Origin of the sequence: Chitinophaga sp. 22308 (assembly GCF_052045305.1) — a bacterium.
GTDB lineage: Bacteria > Bacteroidota > Bacteroidia > Chitinophagales > Chitinophagaceae > Chitinophaga > Chitinophaga varians_A.
This window is the reverse complement of record NZ_JBQEOP010000001.1, coordinates 888750-906904: the sequence shown is the minus strand read 5'-3', so window position 1 is coordinate 906904 and position 18155 is coordinate 888750. Positions and strand designations below refer to the sequence as shown.

At 50.5% G+C, this 18155-nt stretch carries 14 protein-coding genes and 1 tRNA gene; 8 read left to right on the top strand and 7 right to left on the bottom strand.

What is annotated here, in order from left to right; all coding sequences use genetic code 11:
* Positions 1 to 15: 15 nt before the first annotated feature.
* Entirely contained in the window at positions 16 to 1260 is a 1245-nt protein-coding gene (locus ACTJJS_RS03660) for an NAD(P)/FAD-dependent oxidoreductase (protein WP_168869210.1), read from the bottom strand.
* A gap of 131 nt (positions 1261 to 1391) precedes the next feature.
* Here ACTJJS_RS03660 and ACTJJS_RS03655 point away from each other — a divergent pair, with 131 nt between their 5' ends.
* The gene (locus ACTJJS_RS03655; protein WP_440662459.1) at positions 1392 to 3836 is read left to right on the top strand and encodes an MG2 domain-containing protein; all 2445 of its coding nucleotides are present in this window, start codon (positions 1392 to 1394) and stop codon (positions 3834 to 3836) included.
* 156 nt (positions 3837 to 3992) lie between these two features.
* Here ACTJJS_RS03655 and ACTJJS_RS03650 read toward each other — a convergent pair whose 3' ends face one another.
* Positions 3993 to 5156 (bottom strand): porin, encoded by a 1164-nt coding sequence (locus ACTJJS_RS03650; RefSeq protein ID WP_440662458.1) that lies wholly within the window; start codon positions 5154 to 5156, stop codon positions 3993 to 3995.
* Between the two features lie 39 nt (positions 5157 to 5195).
* Positions 5196 to 6536, bottom strand: a complete 1341-nt coding sequence (locus ACTJJS_RS03645; RefSeq protein WP_440662457.1) for an anaerobic C4-dicarboxylate transporter family protein — start codon at positions 6534 to 6536, stop codon at positions 5196 to 5198.
* A gap of 159 nt (positions 6537 to 6695) precedes the next feature.
* Here ACTJJS_RS03645 and ACTJJS_RS03640 point away from each other — a divergent pair, with 159 nt between their 5' ends.
* Positions 6696 to 6860 (top strand): hypothetical protein, encoded by a 165-nt coding sequence (locus ACTJJS_RS03640; RefSeq protein WP_440662456.1) that lies wholly within the window; start codon positions 6696 to 6698, stop codon positions 6858 to 6860.
* A gap of 169 nt (positions 6861 to 7029) precedes the next feature.
* On the opposite strand, the gene aspA is transcribed toward ACTJJS_RS03640, so the two are convergent.
* Positions 7030 to 8436, bottom strand: a complete 1407-nt coding sequence (gene aspA, locus ACTJJS_RS03635; protein WP_168869214.1) for an aspartate ammonia-lyase — start codon at positions 8434 to 8436, stop codon at positions 7030 to 7032.
* A gap of 135 nt (positions 8437 to 8571) precedes the next feature.
* On the opposite strand from aspA, the gene ACTJJS_RS03630 reads away from it, so the two are divergent.
* The gene (locus ACTJJS_RS03630) at positions 8572 to 9675 is read left to right on the top strand and encodes a lipase family protein (protein ID WP_440662455.1); all 1104 of its coding nucleotides are present in this window, start codon (positions 8572 to 8574) and stop codon (positions 9673 to 9675) included.
* Here ACTJJS_RS03630 and ACTJJS_RS03625 read toward each other — a convergent pair.
* On the bottom strand, positions 9672 to 10214 hold the full coding sequence (locus tag ACTJJS_RS03625) for a hypothetical protein (protein WP_343744975.1): 543 nt from the start codon (positions 10212 to 10214) through the stop codon (positions 9672 to 9674). The genes ACTJJS_RS03630 and ACTJJS_RS03625 overlap by 4 nt on opposite strands.
* A gap of 44 nt (positions 10215 to 10258) precedes the next feature.
* Positions 10259 to 11731, bottom strand: coding sequence for a PLP-dependent aminotransferase family protein (locus ACTJJS_RS03620; protein ID WP_440662454.1), 1473 nt, complete (start codon positions 11729 to 11731; stop codon positions 10259 to 10261).
* A gap of 86 nt (positions 11732 to 11817) precedes the next feature.
* On the opposite strand from ACTJJS_RS03620, the gene ACTJJS_RS03615 reads away from it, so the two are divergent.
* Both ACTJJS_RS03615 and ACTJJS_RS03610 read left to right on the top strand, forming a co-directional pair.
* Complete coding sequence (locus ACTJJS_RS03615) at positions 11818 to 12282, top strand: carboxymuconolactone decarboxylase family protein (RefSeq protein WP_440662453.1); 465 nt, start codon at positions 11818 to 11820, stop codon at positions 12280 to 12282.
* Positions 12279 to 12710: a GNAT family N-acetyltransferase gene (locus tag ACTJJS_RS03610; RefSeq protein ID WP_440662452.1), complete on the top strand. Its 432-nt coding sequence runs from the start codon at positions 12279 to 12281 to the stop codon at positions 12708 to 12710. The genes ACTJJS_RS03615 and ACTJJS_RS03610 overlap by 4 nt, the downstream gene beginning before the upstream one ends.
* A 132-nt stretch (positions 12711 to 12842) precedes the next feature.
* Here ACTJJS_RS03610 and ACTJJS_RS03605 read toward each other — a convergent pair whose 3' ends face one another.
* Entirely contained in the window at positions 12843 to 14048 is a 1206-nt protein-coding gene (locus tag ACTJJS_RS03605) for a hypothetical protein (RefSeq protein WP_440662451.1), read from the bottom strand.
* 463 nt (positions 14049 to 14511) lie between these two features.
* Between ACTJJS_RS03605 and ACTJJS_RS03600 the strand changes: the two genes are divergently transcribed.
* The 3 genes from ACTJJS_RS03600 to ACTJJS_RS03590 all read left to right on the top strand — a co-directional run bounded on the left by ACTJJS_RS03600 (position 14512) and on the right by ACTJJS_RS03590 (position 18076).
* Positions 14512 to 14585 (top strand) — tRNA-His (locus ACTJJS_RS03600).
* Positions 14586 to 14706: 121 nt separating this feature from the next.
* The gene (locus tag ACTJJS_RS03595) at positions 14707 to 15276 is read left to right on the top strand and encodes a DUF445 domain-containing protein (RefSeq protein WP_440662450.1); all 570 of its coding nucleotides are present in this window, start codon (positions 14707 to 14709) and stop codon (positions 15274 to 15276) included.
* 223 nt (positions 15277 to 15499) lie between these two features.
* Positions 15500 to 18076 (top strand): TonB-dependent receptor domain-containing protein, encoded by a 2577-nt coding sequence (locus ACTJJS_RS03590; protein WP_440662449.1) that lies wholly within the window; start codon positions 15500 to 15502, stop codon positions 18074 to 18076.
* Positions 18077 to 18155: the final 79 nt, after the last annotated feature.

Here is an 18155-nt window from a genome sequence, read left to right as displayed (position 1 = left end):
CATGACTATCAACAGTTATTGTTCAGTGGCCCTCATGGCAATGGCAGTGGCAGCGATAAATCCGCTGGTCCAGGCATGCTGGAAGTTAAACCCGCCGGTGATGCCGTCTACGTCCATTACTTCGCCGGCAAAAAACAGGTTGGGGGCCAGCCGGCTTTCCATGGTGGCAGGGTCTATCTCACTCAGCGTGATACCGCCGCAGGTAACAAACTCCTCTTTGAAAGTGGTTTTTCCTTTTACCGGAAACTCCATGCTGACCAGCATCTTCATAAACCGGTTCTGGTCTTTCGCCGGCACGTCTGCCCAGCGCATCTCTTCAGAGATACCCGCCTGCAACAGGAGAAATTGCCACAGCCTTTGTGGCAGGCCGAAGGGGTTTTTATGATGTATTTTCTGTTTGCCTAGTTCCTGGCGCAGTGACGGCCATTCTTCCCGCAATGAATTTTCATGGTGGTCGGGCAGCCAGTTCACGATCGCCGTGAAAGTATATTGCAGCGCCTGCAGCTCTCTGGCGCCCCAGGCGGACAAGCGCAGTATTGCCGGGCCGCTCATGCCCCAGTGAGTGATCAGTAACGGGCCGGTCTCCTGTAGTTTGGTGCCGGCAATTTTCACATGTGCCGTAGCCGCCACGCCCATCAGGGCCGTAATGGGATTTCCCGGCATATTGAAAGTAAACAGGGAGGGTGCAGGAGGTATAATGGAATGGCCTGTTTTTTCCAGCCAGCCGAATTTGCCGCTCTGTGCATAACCTCCGGCAGCCACGCAGACATAGTCCGCCGCCAGCGACCGGCCATCCTGCAACTGCAGCTGCCAACGCCCGTCGGCGCTCTTTTCCAGTGCGGTGACTTCCTTGTTGGTTTCCACCCTCACCTGGTATTTGTCTGCCTCCCGCAGCAAACAGTCAATGATCGTCTGCGAATTGTCCGTGACCGGAAACATCCGCCCGTCGGCCTCCGCTTTCAGCTTCACTCCCCGTTCACCGTACCATTCAATAGTATCCGTCACAAAAAAGCGGGAGAAAGCCTTCTTTACAAAATGCTGCCCGCGGGGATAACGTTTAGTCATATACGTAATATCAGGCGCATTGTGGGTCACATTACACCTGCCGCCGCCGCTGACTTTCACCTTGGATAACAGTTTACCGGTTTTTTCCAGCAACACCACCTCCAGGGAGGGGCATAAACGTGCCGCATTGACCGCACAAAAAAAACCGGCCGCACCGCCGCCGGCCACCACTAATCTTTTCCGGATTACACTCATTAAAATCTTGTTAAAACCAAAGCTTGAAGACGCAATAATAACAAACCTGCCGTAATCTTACCGTTTATTCTTTCGTAAGTTTATATTTGTCCTATTATTGATATCCATTATTTCGGCTCAAAATACAGTTCATGCAAGTGCACAATACCAAAAAGAGACGTCACCTGAAGTGGATGGTCCCCGCTACCCTGCTGGCCGGAGTGATGGGCGCCGTGGCGGTGATGCCGCCACCTGCCGACTGGTCAGATCATCTGGTTCAGGCTTTACAACAATACAACAACCGCTACCCCCAGGAAAAAGTTTTCCTGCATCTGGACAAAGACTACTATGCCGCCGGTGAAACCATCTGGTTCAAAGGGTATGTCACCCTGCAGGGGCTTCCCTCCACACAGGCCACCAACCTGTATGTAGAGCTGCTCGACAAGAATAACAACATCGTTCAGAAGAAACTGTTCGCCGTTTTTAATGCCGGCGCGCCAGGTAATTTTGAACTGCCCGAAGCACAGAAGCCAGGCACCTACCAGCTGAGAGCTTATACCGCCTGGATGCTCAACTTTGACCCGGCCTTCACTTACACCCGTACCATCGAGATATTTGATCCGGCTAAAAAAGGCGGTCCGGCTGCCGACAGCACCGCGGCCGATTTTTCGGTGCAGTTCTTCCCCGAAGGCGGCAACCTCATTGCCGGGCAGGCTAACACGGTAGCTTTCAAGGCAATCGATAACAACGGTTACCCGATTGAAGTGACCGGTACCTTAAAAGATCCTAAAAATACCGCCATCAAATCCGTACACGACGGGATGGGCACCTTCGAAATCACGCCTGCCGGCGGCTCCGACAGCTACCAGGCAGTAGTGAAAAGTGCCAAAGGCCAAAGCAAAACCTTTACCCTCCCGGCTGTTCAGACAACCGGCGCATCCCTGAAAGTATTCAACAAAGGCGCCCGTATTTTCTACCAGGCCGTTCCCGCCAATATGGGCGATACCGCACTGAATAAACTGGTGGTCATCGCACAGATGGGCCAGCAACTGGTGTACAAAGCCCTGCTCGACGTATCGGAAGGCCGTATCAGTGGCTTCATCCCAGCCGACAAACTGCCCAGTGGCATCCTTCAGATAACGCTGTTCGGTAATAACGGCGCCCCGCTCGCAGAGCGACTGGCCTTTGTGCGCAACAACGACCGCATGGAAATGGACGTACTGGAATCTGACGTTGCCCGCGAGCCCCGCAAGAAAAGCACTTTTGTGCTGCGCCTCCCGGACACGCTGCAGTCCAATATATCCGTGGCCGTTACCGATGCCGATGCAGTGCCTGTTGATAAAAACGCCGCCGATATCGTGTCTACCCTGCTCCTTACTTCCGATATCAAAGGATACGTATACAATCCCAACTGGTATTTTAAAGATACCAACCCGGCTACCCTGCAAGCACTCGATCTCGTGATGCTGACCAACGGATGGCGCAGGTTCAGCTGGGAGAAGATCGCCAAAAATGAATTCCCGGAAGTCCGCTACCCTTATGAACAGGGCGTTACGGTAAAAGGTATCACTACCGGTGTCAATGGCAGGCCTATCGTGGGCGGTAAACTGGACATGATCATCAAACTGCCGGTAGACAGTTCCTCTATGTTCGCCTCCGCACCGATCGATGAAAAAGGCCAGTTCAACATCGCCAACATGGTGTTCCCGGACACAGCCTACATCTATTACCAGGGCAGTGACGCCAAGAAAGGCAAAGACGTGAACGTAAAATTTGACATCCACTTCTTTGACCGCGCCACTCAGGTAAAAATCCCTTATCCGCTGAGGGTGCCTCCTGCAGTCGACAACAGTTCCCTGAAACTATTCCTCGCCACAGCTGCGGAAAGCAATAAGGTAAACCGCGCCATCAATAATAAAACGGTATACCTGCAGGAAGTAAATGTCAACGCGAAAAAAATCAAACCGGAAGAAACAACTGAAAAACGGTATACCTCCGGGATGTTCTCCGGTGGCGATGGTTACAGTTTTGACCTCACCAAAGAGAACCCTACTGCATACAACATCTTCCAGTATCTCCAGTCCAAAGTGGCCGGCTTACAGATCACCGGAGACCTTAGCAACCCTAGCCTCTCCTGGCGCGGGGGTAAACCAGGCCTGTATCTCAACGAAATGCAGACTGACATCAGCATGTTGAGCACCCTGTCTATCAACGATGTGGCGTTGATCAAGGTTTTCCGCCCTCCTTTCATGGGCGGCTTCGGTGGTGCTAACGGTGCCATCGCCGTATACACTAAAAAAGGCGGCGACAATCCACCTGCCAATGATCCGTCTATCAAAGGTTTCCAACTGTATAAGAAAGCAGGTTATGCCATCGTGAAAACCTTCTATTCTCCGGATTACTCCGTGAAAAAAGAAGTGCATGCCCTTCCCGACAAACGCCTGACGCTCTACTGGAACCCCAACGTGGCAGTAGACACCCTCACCCATACCGCCAAAGTAGAATTCTATAACAACGACTTCTCCAAACGTTTCCGCGTAGTAGTACAGGGTATTACAGATGAAGGGACTGTAGGCAAGCTGGAACAGGAATTCTAGCAGGCCAGGGCGCTAAGCAACGAAGACGCAAAGAAAATAAATAAGACAAAAGGAGCGGGGATCAAATTTGATCCCCGCTCCTTTTGTTGTCCTGGCTCATTTGTATCTGGCTCGTTTGTATCATCACTGCGCTTTGCTGCTAATGCCATTGCGTGATCACAAAACCAACAACGGTGTTATGAAACCTATCGAGAACCGGTAAGTATCATCATTGGCCAGTCCGAATTTCGTTTGTGCGTAGCTGGTATAGCGATATATTCTGCCGACCATGTTCAGAAAGATTTTCAGGTCATATTTATCAAAGGGATATACTTCGATAGCGGGCACGTATCCCCAGGCGGTGCGTAGTTTTTTATCTTTATTGGGATCGGGGTTGCCGTTCCAGTAGGCAAAGTCCACGAATCCGGTGGCCGTCAGGTGCACTATTCTGCTGAGGCGGAAGTCTGCTCTCAGCCAGTGGCTCATGTAGGTGACGCCTTGTGCCGCTTTCATATTGGGTATCCAGTTGGAGACGAGGAACTTGCGGTCCAGGTTTTCCAGGCTGAGCTTAAAATCATAGTCCAGTTTGAAGTTGGGCAGTATCAGCGAGTTGCCGAGGGCGATATAGTTCATGTACTGGTGGGTGGCTTCCTTAAAGATGCTGTAAGACCAGATGGTGGTCACTTTCCCGTCGAACAGGTGTCCGCGCCAGTTGATCACGGCAGCAAAAGGAAATTTGCTTTCATAGATGCCCGGAACGGAATCGTATAGTTCCTTAAAAGTTTTGGTGCGGCTGTTGAGCAGCTGAACGGTAAATTCATGGTTGTTATTGGGGAGGTATCCCACGCCGGCGCCGGACAGGAAGTTGTCCGAGTTCTCGATGATATCTGAGTATTCGTAGATCTGGATGGGGTTATCGTCAAATTCCACCCCGCCCCAGTCAGCGCAGAGTTTACCGGCATATATTTTCCAGTGTTCGTTGGGATCGAACCGCAAGTAGGCCAGGTCTGTGGAGCGGCTGAGGTTATCTACCGACTGGGTTTCCGGATTACGGGTGTAGCGGTCACGGAAGCGGAAGTAGAGTTTGTCGAGCACTTTGCCTTTTATTTCCAGCCGGAACTGTTCATTGACAAAGCGGGAGCCTGTATAGGTGCCTTTATCGAATTCATTGCGGAAAGCATAGCGCATATTGGCGATGATGTCTACATTGTTTAACAGGGGCGCTTTGCTGATGGGGATGAGAGGCTTATAGAGCGTATCTTTCTTTGATTCCTGGTGCTGTGCCGTTGCAGCAAGCGGAAACAACATCATGCAGGCTATCAGCCAATTGCGGATATGCATAAAGGTTAAGTTTGGGAGTTAAAGAAAAAATATGGTCGTCTATAACAGGATGCCGGCCAGAAAGAACCCGGCGGCAACGGATACGGCTACACTGACAATCCCCGGAATCATAAAGCTATGGTTGACCAGGTATTTCCCGATATGGGTACTACCAGTGCGGTCAAAGTTAATGGCAGCCAGCAGGGTCGGATAACCTGGCAGCACAAAATCCCCGTTAACAGCAGGGAACATGGCCACCATGTGCGCCGGCAGAATACCGAGGGACATTCCCAGCGGCATCAGCGCTTTGGTGGTAGCTGCCTGACTGAAAAGTAAAATGCTCAGTATGAACAGGGCGATGGCGAACGTCCAGGGGGCCGCCCTGACCATATTGCCCAATGTGCTTTCAATAATACCGGTATTGGTTTGCATAAAGGTGGCGCTCATCCATACCACGCCGAAGATAGACACTACCGCCTGGGCGCCGGAGTTAAACAGGCTGGCTTTGGCCACCGCAGCAGCAGTGGTACGGCAAAGCAGCATAATGGCAGCAGCGGCCGCCAGCATCACCAGCTCTATCACCGCAGCCATTTTTATATGTCCGGTGGCATCTACCGCCATATTACTTTTCCCTTCTCCAAAGGAAGGCAGCATATTGGGGAAAGCGCCTACCAGCACAATCAGCAGTACCGCGAGCCCGAATATCAGCACCGATAGTCTGGCGCCCGGCAACAGGGGCGTTCTGCTCTCCTGGACATCTGTCTCTATACTGGCCGCAAACTCCGGGTCTTTCATTTTCTCCAGAAATACCGGGTCTTTCTCCAGCTCCTTGCCTTTCTTCCAGCATACCACCACGCCGGCCAGCGTTCCCAGGATAGTGGCCGGGATACACACCCGCAGTATGTCGAGCAGCGCTATTTTTCCGCTGAGGATAGTCAGCAACGCCGCGGTGGCAGCCGAAATAGGACTGGCTGTAATCGCCAGATGCGAGGAGATCACCGAAATACTCAACGCACGCTCCGGCCTTATTTTTTTCTTGGTGGATACTTCCGCAATAATCGGCAACAGGGAATAGGTGATATGGGCCGTGCCCGCAAAAAGAGTGAAAAAATACGTCACCAGCGGCCCCAGTAAAACGATCAGGGAAGGTTTGCTCCGCAATATCTTCTCTGCCAGCCGCACCAGATAATCCATCCCCCCGGCAGCCTGCAGGGTGGCGGCGGTGGTTACTACCGCCAGAATGATCAGCATCACATCTATCGGCGGATCGGCCGGCCGCATGCGGAAAATAAAGATATAAACCGCCAACGCCACCATACCCATCACCCCAAGACCAATGCCTTTCATACGGGCTCCCACCAGGATAGCGGCGAGTAATATTGCGAACTCTAACCAGATCATACAAAATAATATGTGCTGCTGAAGGTAATCAATATCAATAGAAAATTATAGCATATGACTGTACACTATTTCATCGCCTTCCTGCGGCATGAACCTGCAACACCTGTTATGTCCGGCGATATAATGAATGATGATGAATAATTATGAATGATTATGGTTATGTTTATGCTTATCGCTATTCGTTACAATGGTTATTACGATTATTACGGTTACCACGGTTACTACAAATACCACGAATACAACGAATACTATAGTTACTACGGTTACTACGGTTACTACTGCTACTACGGCTACTACGGCTACTACGGCTATTGTGCCTACTGACTATTGTGGTTACATAGCCGGTGCCACACCAAGGCGCAGCACCAGCCTTTATTGTAAGCCCTGATGGAGGGCACTTCTTCCAATTGATCCGGCTTGTTCTATATTATTCGCACAAATCTCCAAAATATCACAGTCGAACTCATTTTATTCACAAAAAAATCAGGCGTCATTAACGGTTGATGAACTGTGGCCTGATCATATTGTCGAACGTAAAAATCTCGTCCCATTTCTCCTGGGTGATGAGCTTCTTTTCCTTTACGGCGATATCATGCACCGACTTTCCGGTTTCCAGCGCCTCACGGGCTATACTGGCGGATTTCTCATACCCCAGTATAGGATTCAGCTGCGTCACGATACCGATGCTGTTCATCACCATCTGTTTGGTATGCTCTGCATTGGCGGTAATACCCAGGATACATTTCTCCCGCAGGGTACGGCACGCATTGCCCATATAGGTGATCGCGGTAAACAATGAGAAAGATATCACCGGCTCCATCACGTTCAACTGCAACTGACCGGCTTCCGCGGCCATCGTCACGGTCAGATCGGCGCCGATAACATAATAAGCTGTCTGGTTCACCACCTCGGGGATCACCGGGTTCACCTTGCCCGGCATAATGGAAGATCCCGGCTGCATCGGCGGCAGGTTGATTTCGTTGAGGCCTGCCCGTGGTCCGGACGATAACAAACGCAGGTCATTACAGATCTTCGACACCTTCACGGCTGTACGTTTCAGCACACCGGAAAGCTGTACATAAGCACCCGTATCATTGGTGGCTTCAATCAGGTTCTCTGCCAGTTTCAGGTCCAGCCCGGTTACCTCGCACAGGTACTGGGTCACCAGTTCTGCATACCCTTCCGGCGCATTCACCCGCGTACCAATAGCAGTTGCGCCCATATTGATTTCCGCAATCAGCCGCTTGCTGCTGTCTACCCGGGAGAGCTCTTCTTTCAGATTGATCGCGAAGGCATGAAATTCGTCACCAAGGCTCATCGGCACGGCATCCTGCAACTGAGTGCGGCCCATTTTCAATACATTCTGGAACTCCTTACCCTTGGTATCAAAAGCATCGGCCAGCTTGCCCAGCTCTTCTTTATAAGCGGTCAGCTTCAGAATAAGGGCTATACGAAAAGCGGTGGGATAAGCGTCGTTGGTGGACTGTGAGCAGTTCACATGGTTGTTGGGGTGACAAAATTCGTACTCCCCTTTCTGTTTGCCCATCATCTCCAGGGCCACATTGGCAATCACCTCATTGGCGTTCATATTTACGGAAGTACCCGCCCCGCCCTGTATCAGGTCACTCAGAAACTGGTTGTCAAACTCCCCGCTGATCACACGGTCACTGGCCTTAATAATATATTCTGCAATATTTTTGTCCAGTACTCCCAGGTCCCGATTGGCCATAGCAGCCGCCTTTTTCACATAACCCAGGCTCTTTACGAAGATGGGTTCCACCTTCAGCGGAATACCGGTGATATGAAAATTCTCCAGCGCACGAAGGGTCTGAATCCCATAATACACATCCTGGGGTATTTCTTTCTCTCCCAGGAAATCGTGTTCTATTCTCTTGGACATAAAATTTATTTTAGGGCCGGAAGTTAAACGCTTTTAGAACAACATAATACTCATAATTGTTGTAGTTTCATCTAAAGAATTTTCATTACACTGTTGTTCTATTCGTAAATCATAATTGCCAATTCGTAAATTCTCATGATGTTTCGCATTTCACTGGTTTCTTTTCTATTTTTATTTTTTACGGGAAATGTCCTCTGTGCCCAACACCTGGTGCCACATTTTGATCCCCGGGAATACCATGAACTGCTGGACCTCACCTCCCTGCAACGCGATACTTCCCTGGAGCAAAGCAATGCCAAAGCACCCGGAAATTTCCGCATCGTATACCGCTCACCGGAAGTGGGCCTTAAAAACCGATGGGACCTTTGGGTCAACCGCAGCCGCAGCCTCGGCGTGATCTCCATCAGAGGCACCAACGGCACCTCCACCTCCTGGATGGAAAATTTCTACGCAGGCATGATCAGCGCCAAAGGCACGCTGCAGCTTAATGACAGTACCACGTTCAACTATAAACTGGCCGACGACGACAAAGCGTTTGTTCACGCCGGCTGGCTGCTGGGCCTCGCCGCCATGGCACCCGGCATGGTACAACAAATCAACCGGTACTATCAGGAAGGCATACACGAATTTATTATCTTCGGGCATAGCCAGGGCGGCGCTATCGCCTTTCTGGCACGCTCCTACTTTCAATACCTCGACGGCCTGCCGAAAGACATCGTCTTTAAAACCTATTGCAGCGCGGCGCCTAAACCGGGCAACCTGTTCTATGCGTATGATTATGATTATATCACCCGCGACGGCTGGGGAATACGGATCGTGAACGGGCGTGACTGGGTTCCGGAGGTGCCGTTCTCCATCCAGACACCTACAGATTTTAATACCATCAACCCTTTTGCCAATATCAAAAAAGCTTTCCGGCAACAAAAATTTCCGGTGCGCGTAGCCCTGTCCTATATATACGGGCGCCTCAACCGGCCTGCCAGACGAGCCAGCCGGCGCTTTCAGCGGGTACTGGGCAAAATGGCGTACGGCCGCGTGAAAAAAGTAGTGCCGGAATATAACCGCCCTGTCTTCGTCAACAGCCACAATTATACCCCGGCAGGTACGCCTGTCATCTTATATCCGGTGAAAGGATACGATGAAAAATTTCCATTTGATGGTAAAAATATTTTCGTGCACCACTCTCTCAATGCCTACCGCTGGCTGCTCGAACATGTTTATCCCACCAGTGAGCACTAGTCATTGCCGGCCTTGTCACCAGTAAACCAGTGTTCTTTTTCTTTAAACAACACGTTGAAAGTTGTGAGTGATCCGTAAATACGGGTGATGTACTGTTGCAGGTTGATCTTCTCTTCGTCGGTCAACACTTTATGGCTGTTGATGTTCTGCTCAAGCACACGTAAACGGTCGCGCAACATCACGATCTTATGGAAAAACGTCTCGATCGGCAGTTCCTTGGCTTTCAGGGAAGCGTCGCCCGGCTGCAGCACCATGGTGCCGTTCTTCCAGCGGTCGCCCAAAGGCACCACTTCTGTAACGCCACCCCATAAACGAAGTATCTTCAGTAAAGAAGTTTCCACGTCGGACGCGGTTTCCACTTCAGCGGTCTGGTTCTCGGCGACCAGCACCTCAAACAGCGGATCTGTTTTGTCGATCATTTTGATGCCATGGTCCATAAAAGTGACCCGGTACTGTGCATATTTAACGCCTACAATAACGCCCGGACCAAAATGTGCGTGTTGTACTCTTGATCCCACGCCCAGTGTCAGTTCTTCCATGTGTGATAGTTTTAGTATCAAACTTAGTGTTTTCAGACAAAAGATTATTCCCTTTTAAGGATCTTTTCAAGGATGCCCACCGCCTTCGTCAGCTCCCTGTTGTTCAGCGAAGCAAATCCAAAACGGATGGCGTTCACCGGCTTCGTGCCGTAACCATACTGTTCTCCGTTGCTCATGCTGAGCCCCATGGAAGCGGCCTTTGCGGCCACCTGTGCCAGCGGGTACCTTTTGTGGAAAGTAAGCCAGGTGGCCATGCCGCCGGCAGGTTCGGTAAACTGTACCTTGTCGCCCAGACGGCTTTGCAGTAGTTGTGAGAGATGGTCGCGGCGCTCATGGTACAGCTTATTCGACTTCTTCAGGTGCCTGTCGATAGTGCCGTCGCCCAACAGGGCGGCGAGGGTTTCTTCTGCCAGGTTATCGCCCTGGAGGTCCATCAGTTTGCGCAGCCGCGCCATTTCATCGAGGAACGGGGCCGGCGCCACGAGGAAGCCGCTGCGGATGGAAAGTCCCAGCAGCTTGGTGAAAGAGCCGATATAGATCACATTGCCGCCGTGGTCTCCGGCTGCCAGCGGCAGTATGGGCGCAGAGCTGTAGTGGTAGTCGTAATCGTAATCATCTTCCAGGACGGCCAGCCGATGGGTACGGATAATGTCCAGCAGTCTCATTCTGCGTTCGGCACTGAGTGTCACGGTGGTAGGATGATGATGGTGCGGTATCAAGTAAAGCATCTTCACTTTGTGGGTGCGGCACAGTTGCCCTACCGCTTCCACATCGATACCGTCCGCATCTACCGGCACGCGCAACAAGCGGGCGCCCAGCTGTTCGAAACACAGGTCGGCATAAAAATAATTGGGGCTTCCCACGATCACGTAATCACCTTTTTTCAGGACCATGGCCGCTGTCAGATAGATGGCCATCTGCGCACCGCGTGTGGTCATGAGGTTGCTGGTAGACAAGGTAAGTCCTCTGGTATGGGTCAGGTAACGGGCCAGTTGCAGCCGCAGATGCTGGCTTCCCATCGCAGAGCCGTAGGTGAGCCGTTGATGGTAACGGGGCCGTCGGATCAGGGCGCGGCTCTCTTTCATCCACGCTTCCAGCGGAGCTTCCCGCATGTCCGCAAAGCCATCGTTGATGATCAGGTGTCCCGTTGGCGCCAGGTCATGGCGTGCAGTAACCACAAAAGGAATACTGTTGAAAGAAAACGTAGGCCCGTAACCGTAAGGAGATACCGGCGCCTGGAAAGAACGGGGTTTAATGTCCGGCAGGTTGGTGGCCACCATCATGCCTTTGCGGGGAATGGAAACGGCCCAGTCCTGGCTCACCAGCTCGTCATAAGCCGCCACAACGGTCTTCCGGTGCAGCCCTAACTGTAACGCCAGTACGCGGCTGCCAGGCAATAACGATCCCGGCTTCAATATGCCCTCCCGTATCAGGCTGGCAAAGCGGTTGGCTATCTGCTGATAGACCGGCTGCCGCGCCTCCCGGTCAATATTGATCAATGTTTTATATGGTAGCACCTGGACTATCTGTCGATTTAAATCTGGACTACTTCAATAGTCCAGTGCAAAGCTAATTTTACTGCATCAATTATGCAAAAACAATCATGATGAAAGAAAGATTTTTCATGCAGGAGGTGCAGCCGGAAGCGTTCAAAGCCATGATGGCCATGGAAAAATATACCGCCACTACCAATATTTCGCCGCTGCACCGCGAAATGATCAAAGTAAGGGCATCCCAGCTGAATGGCTGTGCCTATTGCCTCGACAAGCACGCAGCCGATGCGCGTAAGTCGGGAGAAACGGAACAACGCCTGTTGCTGCTCAGCGTATGGCGTGAATCACCACAGTTCACCGAAGAAGAAAGGATCATACTGGCGATGACGGAAGAAGTGACGTTTATCAGTCAGCAGGGCCTGACAGCGGCCACTTACAACAAGGCGCTGGCCTGCTTCGGGCTGGAAACCACTGCCCAGCTGCTGATGCACATTATCTGTATTAATGCCTGGAACCGTATTGGCGTAGCCACACACCGCATACCGGGCCAACATTATCCAACTACTGCAAAATGAGAATTGTAAAAACCGCCACTACCGATGCCGAGATACGGGCCTGCAGCGAAGTAATCCTGACGTTGCGCCCGCATGTAAAACCGGAAAGACTGCTGCCGCAGATACGGGAAATGCAGCAGGAAGGGTATCACCTGCTATACATGCCTGCTGATGATGATCCTTCCAAAGTGGCCGCTATTGCCGGCTACCGTCATAAACACAATCTCCATACCGGCCGCTTTATCTATATCGACGATCTGGCCACCCACCCGTCGTTGCGTGCGCAGGGATATGCCAGCCTGTTGTTGTACCATATCCGGGAAATTGCGCGGGAAGAAGGACTGGCCGTTGTACAACTGGATTCGGGGCATAACCTGTGGCCGGCCCACCGGCTGTACCATCAACAGGGTTTTTATATCTCCGCCCATCATTTCACTCAGCTTATTTAGCTGTTGGGTTATTGGATTATTTAGTCATTTAGCGAGCTACTCAATATCAAAATATTAAAATAACCACATGGCCAAATAAAAAAGCAGCGAAGACAATCGTCTCCGCTGCTTAAAAACATCACAACAAAAAAACTACTCCTTTACCTTATTCAGGAAAAATGATAGCTTGAACAATAGTTCATCCGATAGGCCTGCTCTCAGTTTAGCCTCATCGTCAGTGATACCCAGGCGGCGCAGCCGCTGATAGTAGACGTAAGAACCGCCGATGAGCTCCAGGCATTCTTGTATTTTACGTTGCACCTCTGCCTCTTTGGTGCGTTTTTCATATTCTTTTTTAGTCAGTATTTTATCCACAAAGTAGAAGTTGTCTTTGTCTTCCACCCATTTATTGCCTTCGCGATGTTGTGGCTTATATACTTCAAGATAACAATTATCCAGCTTTAAAACATCACCAAATTCTGCCCGTATATCGATAACCGTTGGTTTTTCCGCTGAAGGGTTGGCCAGCCTCTTTTTGATGTGGTTGCTGATTTCCATGCCCAGCTCGTCACTGCTCATCAGGATCTGGTTCAGTTCGGAAAATTCCAGGCCGATGGTAATACGGGTGTATCCCCTGCCGCTTTTGATCTTACCAAAGAGGCTGGGAGTGGTATGTTCATCAAAGATGATGTCTTCCACCTGCACCTTGGTGATGGTCTTATAATCCGGCTTATAGCCTTCTTCCGCCGGCGTAGGGCGTTTGTTGACCAATCGCGCTGTTTCCTGGCGGCGGCTGTGCTGGATATAATCATCGATGAAACGCAGCTCATGTTTTTTCAGCTTGGCATACAACTCATGATGAGAGTAGTTGTTCATCTTGCTCAGCAAGGCAAGGTCATTCCAGCTGTGGAAGTGCTGCATTTTCTTCAGTTCTTCCAGGATGTCTGATGCCGACATGTTACGGCGGTAATATAATTCCCCTATCAGAAAGAGGGCATATTCCTGTGCCGGATAGCCCAGTTCGGGCAATACGTCATAAGGGCTACGCTTCTGGTCACGCGCCTGCTCCAGCAGCTCTACGTCTGACATCACCGGGGCCAGCAGGTACTTACGGGCTGCCGACCGCAGTTTCTTGCTCACATAATCCAACAGCTGGTCACTCACCTGGCTGTGATGTACAAAGTCATGCAGAATCTGTACAAAGCGGCGCGAGGTAGGTAATCCAAACTGTGTGAGAATATCATTTTCCAGGTCCAGCACCTCCTCTTTCGCAGGCTCCTCTTTGCCAGGTTTTACCTTCTGCTCCATCTGCTGGTAACGCTGATAATACTCCTGTAACTTCAATTTAAGCTGATCCATAATATATATACTATTAATTATTAAACTAGTTCACGTTCGATAGCGCATTTTCAGGGGGAATTGTCATTTTTTCATCGTTTCGTCACCCGGGCTAACATATCTTTCCCCTGTGGTCAGGAAATCACCTGTAATCAGGGAGTTCCGTGAGGCCATCAACCAGGCATACTGCTGATTCTCAATAAATTAATAAAATGGGAATTATAATGGGAAGTGCGCAAAGATACGTTTTTTGATGCAGTGTGCAAAGCCTCAAAACGCCTTCTGTCGCGGATTACATTAGTATATAATAACAAGCATGGGAGGGATAAAATGTAGTGCAATGATTATCATATCACTCCCTCTTTTTTCGTGATATATAACTTTCTGAAAAAAATTTTTGAAAAGTATTTGGAATTTAAAAAAGCTTTGTGTTATCTTTGCACTCCCAACAACGAAAGAAACACACGTTGGACGGGCCAAAACGGTGGTTGTAGCTCAGTTGGTTAGAGCATCAGATTGTGGTTCTGAGGGTCGGGGGTTCGAGACCCCTCATCCACCCGAAAATGAAAAAGGCTTCCTACATGGAAGCCTTTTTTCGTTTACCCCTGCTTCATTTTTGATTGAGAAATTCAGTCAAGGGAAAGTATCTTCGCAACATTGTAAATAACATTCCGACTCAATGAATTATCTGATCATAATCTCCTGCCTGGTACCCGTTGTTACTGCCCTGCTGGGCTGGTTCATTCACCGCCTCGCAGTCCATACCTTCTTTACCAGTATTCTTCCGAAACGCCAGCAAGCCCTGGCACAGCAACTGGGCGCTTTCGCAGGACAGCAACTTTCCTTCGGCATCATCAAATCCAAACTGACAGATCCGGAAAAAATAAAAAATATCATCCCGCTGGTGGAAGCACATCTCGATACCTTCCTTCGGGAGAAACTACCTAAAGCCATGCCGGTACTCTCCATGTTCATCGGCGACAGCATCGTGAACCAGATCAAATCGCACCTCGTAGCAGAACTCGACACCCTGTTTCCGGTAATGATCAATCAGTATCTTGACAATGTGGAAAAAGATCTGAATATCGAAAAAATGGTAGCTGATAAAGTAGCCGGCATTTCTGCAGAACAACTGCAACAAATCAGTAAGCAACTGTTAGGTAATGGCATTCAGCAGTTCACATTGCTGGGCGCCCTCACCGGCTTCATTTGCGGCCTTGTGGCGGTAATACTCCTCTGCATTTTTTAATCGTTCTCTCAGCGGCGCTTCGGGAAGAGGCGCCGCGTACTGTTAACTACTGTTAACTACTGTTAACCGGAAAGCTTTGTTAACTACTGTTAAGACCTTCTACGGGCCTTTTTTTTGATTTCCTGCGGAAAAAATTCCATTCATCACAATATCCGACCATCCACCACTGGCCACCGATACATTTGCTGAAATCTGACCAAGCGTGCAGGTAAAAAACAGCAGGATGAAAAAACGGTACATCGTACTCGCCGGCATTTTAATGTGGCAGGTACAGTCCTTCGCCCAGGCACCGGCAAACGGAAGACCAGCGGCAACGCAAAACGGACAAGGCGCAAAAGCAAGGCCCGACATGCCTCAGATAGGCAGGCTTTACGGAAAACTGATAGATGCCTCCAGCGGGAAACCTATCCCCTACGCTTCCGTAGCCCTGCTACGGCAACGCGACTCCTCGGTGGTGACCGGCATGCTGACGAAACCCAACGGGGAATTTAACCTGGAAAGCCTGCCCTTCGGCCCTTTCATAGTACGCATCAACTTCATGGGCTATACCAGCCTTCAGAAAAAAGTGGCCATCACCCCGCAAACTACGGAACAGGACCTGGGCAACATTAAAATGCAGCCCAACGTAAAAACACTGCAGGGCGTGGAAGTAACCGGCCAGAAAAGCGCTTTCACCATGGGCATCGACAAAAAGGTGTTCAACGTGGAACGTAACCTCACCAGCGTTGGCGGCACCGCTACAGATGTTTTGAAAAACATCCCTTCCGTCAACGTGGACCTGGACGGCAACGTCAGCGTACGCAATGCAGCCCCTAATATTTTTGTAGACGGCAAACCCTCTACCCTCACCCTCGATCAGATACCCGCTGACGCGATAGAAAGCGTGGAACTGATCACCAACCCCTCCGCACGTTATGATGCGGAAGGTATGTCCGGTATCCTCAATATCATCCTGAAGAAAAACCGCAAAGCCGGCTTCAATGGCTCGGTACAAGCAGGTATCGGCACCGGCAACAAATACAACGGCGGCGGCAACATCAATATCCGTCAGGGTAAATTCAATGTGTTCGCCAACTATAATATCAACGCCAACAGGACCTGGGGCGATGGCACCACCTCCCGCAGCAACTTCAGAAGTGGTGGCGTGGCAGATACCAGCTATCTCCTGCAAAACAGCAACAGCACCAGCAAACCGCTGTTCCAGTTTGGCCGCTTCGGCGCCGATTACCAGATCGATAACCGAAATACCATCTCGCTGTCACAGAACATCGTAGCGGGCAACTTCAAAAACAATGAAGACCTCCTCAGCACGTTCTCCGACGGCCATCACAGTATCACCGGCCTCAGCGACCGAAAAAACAACAACCAGTTCAACTTCCGCAATTACACCACAGCACTGGGTTTCAAGCATACCTATGCCAAGCCCAACAAGGAATGGACAGCTGACTTCAACTACAACAGAAGTTCCAATAACCGCGACGGTGACTACATCACCCAGGCCATGAACGCACAGGGCGTTCCCCTCGGACAGGCACTGACACAAACCAATACTACCGCCGGTAAAACCACTTTCATCACCATTCAGACAGATTATACCAACCCGGTAGGCAAAAACGGAAAACTGGAAGCCGGCGCGAAAGTCACGTTGCGCGACTATACCAGCGATTACCAGGTGCTCGACAAAGATACCCTCAGCAATAACTTCATACCGAACACGATGCTCTCTACCGCCTACAAATACAACGAAGAGATTTATGCCGGTTACGCGAACTTCTCCAACACCGTGGGCAACTTCGGGTACCAGGCCGGTCTGCGGGTAGAGCAATATGTATACGCCGGAGAAAACAAAGGCGTGGAATACAAGCCAACTAAAGCAGTCCCGGGCTTCTTCCCGAGCGTGTATCTCTCGCAGAAACTTAAACATGAACAGGAACTGCAGCTCAATTATTCCCGTCGTGTTAACCGGCCTAACTTCTTCCAGCTGATACCTTACCGCGATTACAGCGATCCGCAGAACCAGCGGGAAGGTAATCCCAACCTGAAACCTGAATACATCAACAGCCTGGAGTTTTCCTACGCTAAAAACTGGAAAAACGCCAACCTGCTGGGAAGCATTTACTTCCGGAACGTCAACAATATGATCTCCACCATCAGCACGCCTATTGGCGCAGACACGCTGCTGACGCAGTTTATCAACGCCAACAGGAGCAATTCCTACGGTGCTGAGATCACGGTAAAAAACCAGATCATCAAAGGCTGGGACCTTACCTCCAACCTGAACCTGTATCAGACAGACATGAAGGTGAACAGCAACGGTCAGAACTTTAACAACAGCGGTTTCAGCTGGCTGGCGAAAATCAATTCAGAGACCAAACTGCCTGCTAATTTCACATTACAGGTAACCGGCTCCTATCAGGCACCTACCATTGCCTTACCGTCTTCCGGCGGCGGTGGTGGCGGCCGCGGCGGCGGAGGTGGTGGCTTCATGATGATCCCTACTTCTTCACAGGGTACTATCAAAGGCTTCAGCACCGTGGACGTGGCCGTTCGTAAGGACTTCCTGAAAAACAAAGCAGCTTCGCTCACCCTTAGCCTCTCAGATGTTTTCAATACCCGTCAGTATGAGCTGAACCAGGCCACGTCGGCTTTTGCGCAGGACTATATCCGCAAGCGTGAGTCCCGCATCCTGAAACTTAACTTCAGCTACCGTTTCGGCAAGTTTGACACTTCGCTGTTCAAAAAGAAAAAACAGAATAACAACAACGACATGCAGATGGGCGATCCCATGCAAAGTTTTTAGTTAATAAAGAGGGTGAATGCAAAACCACGGCCGGCAGACAGCGTCTTGCGCTCCTGCCGGCTATCTTTTTGAATATACC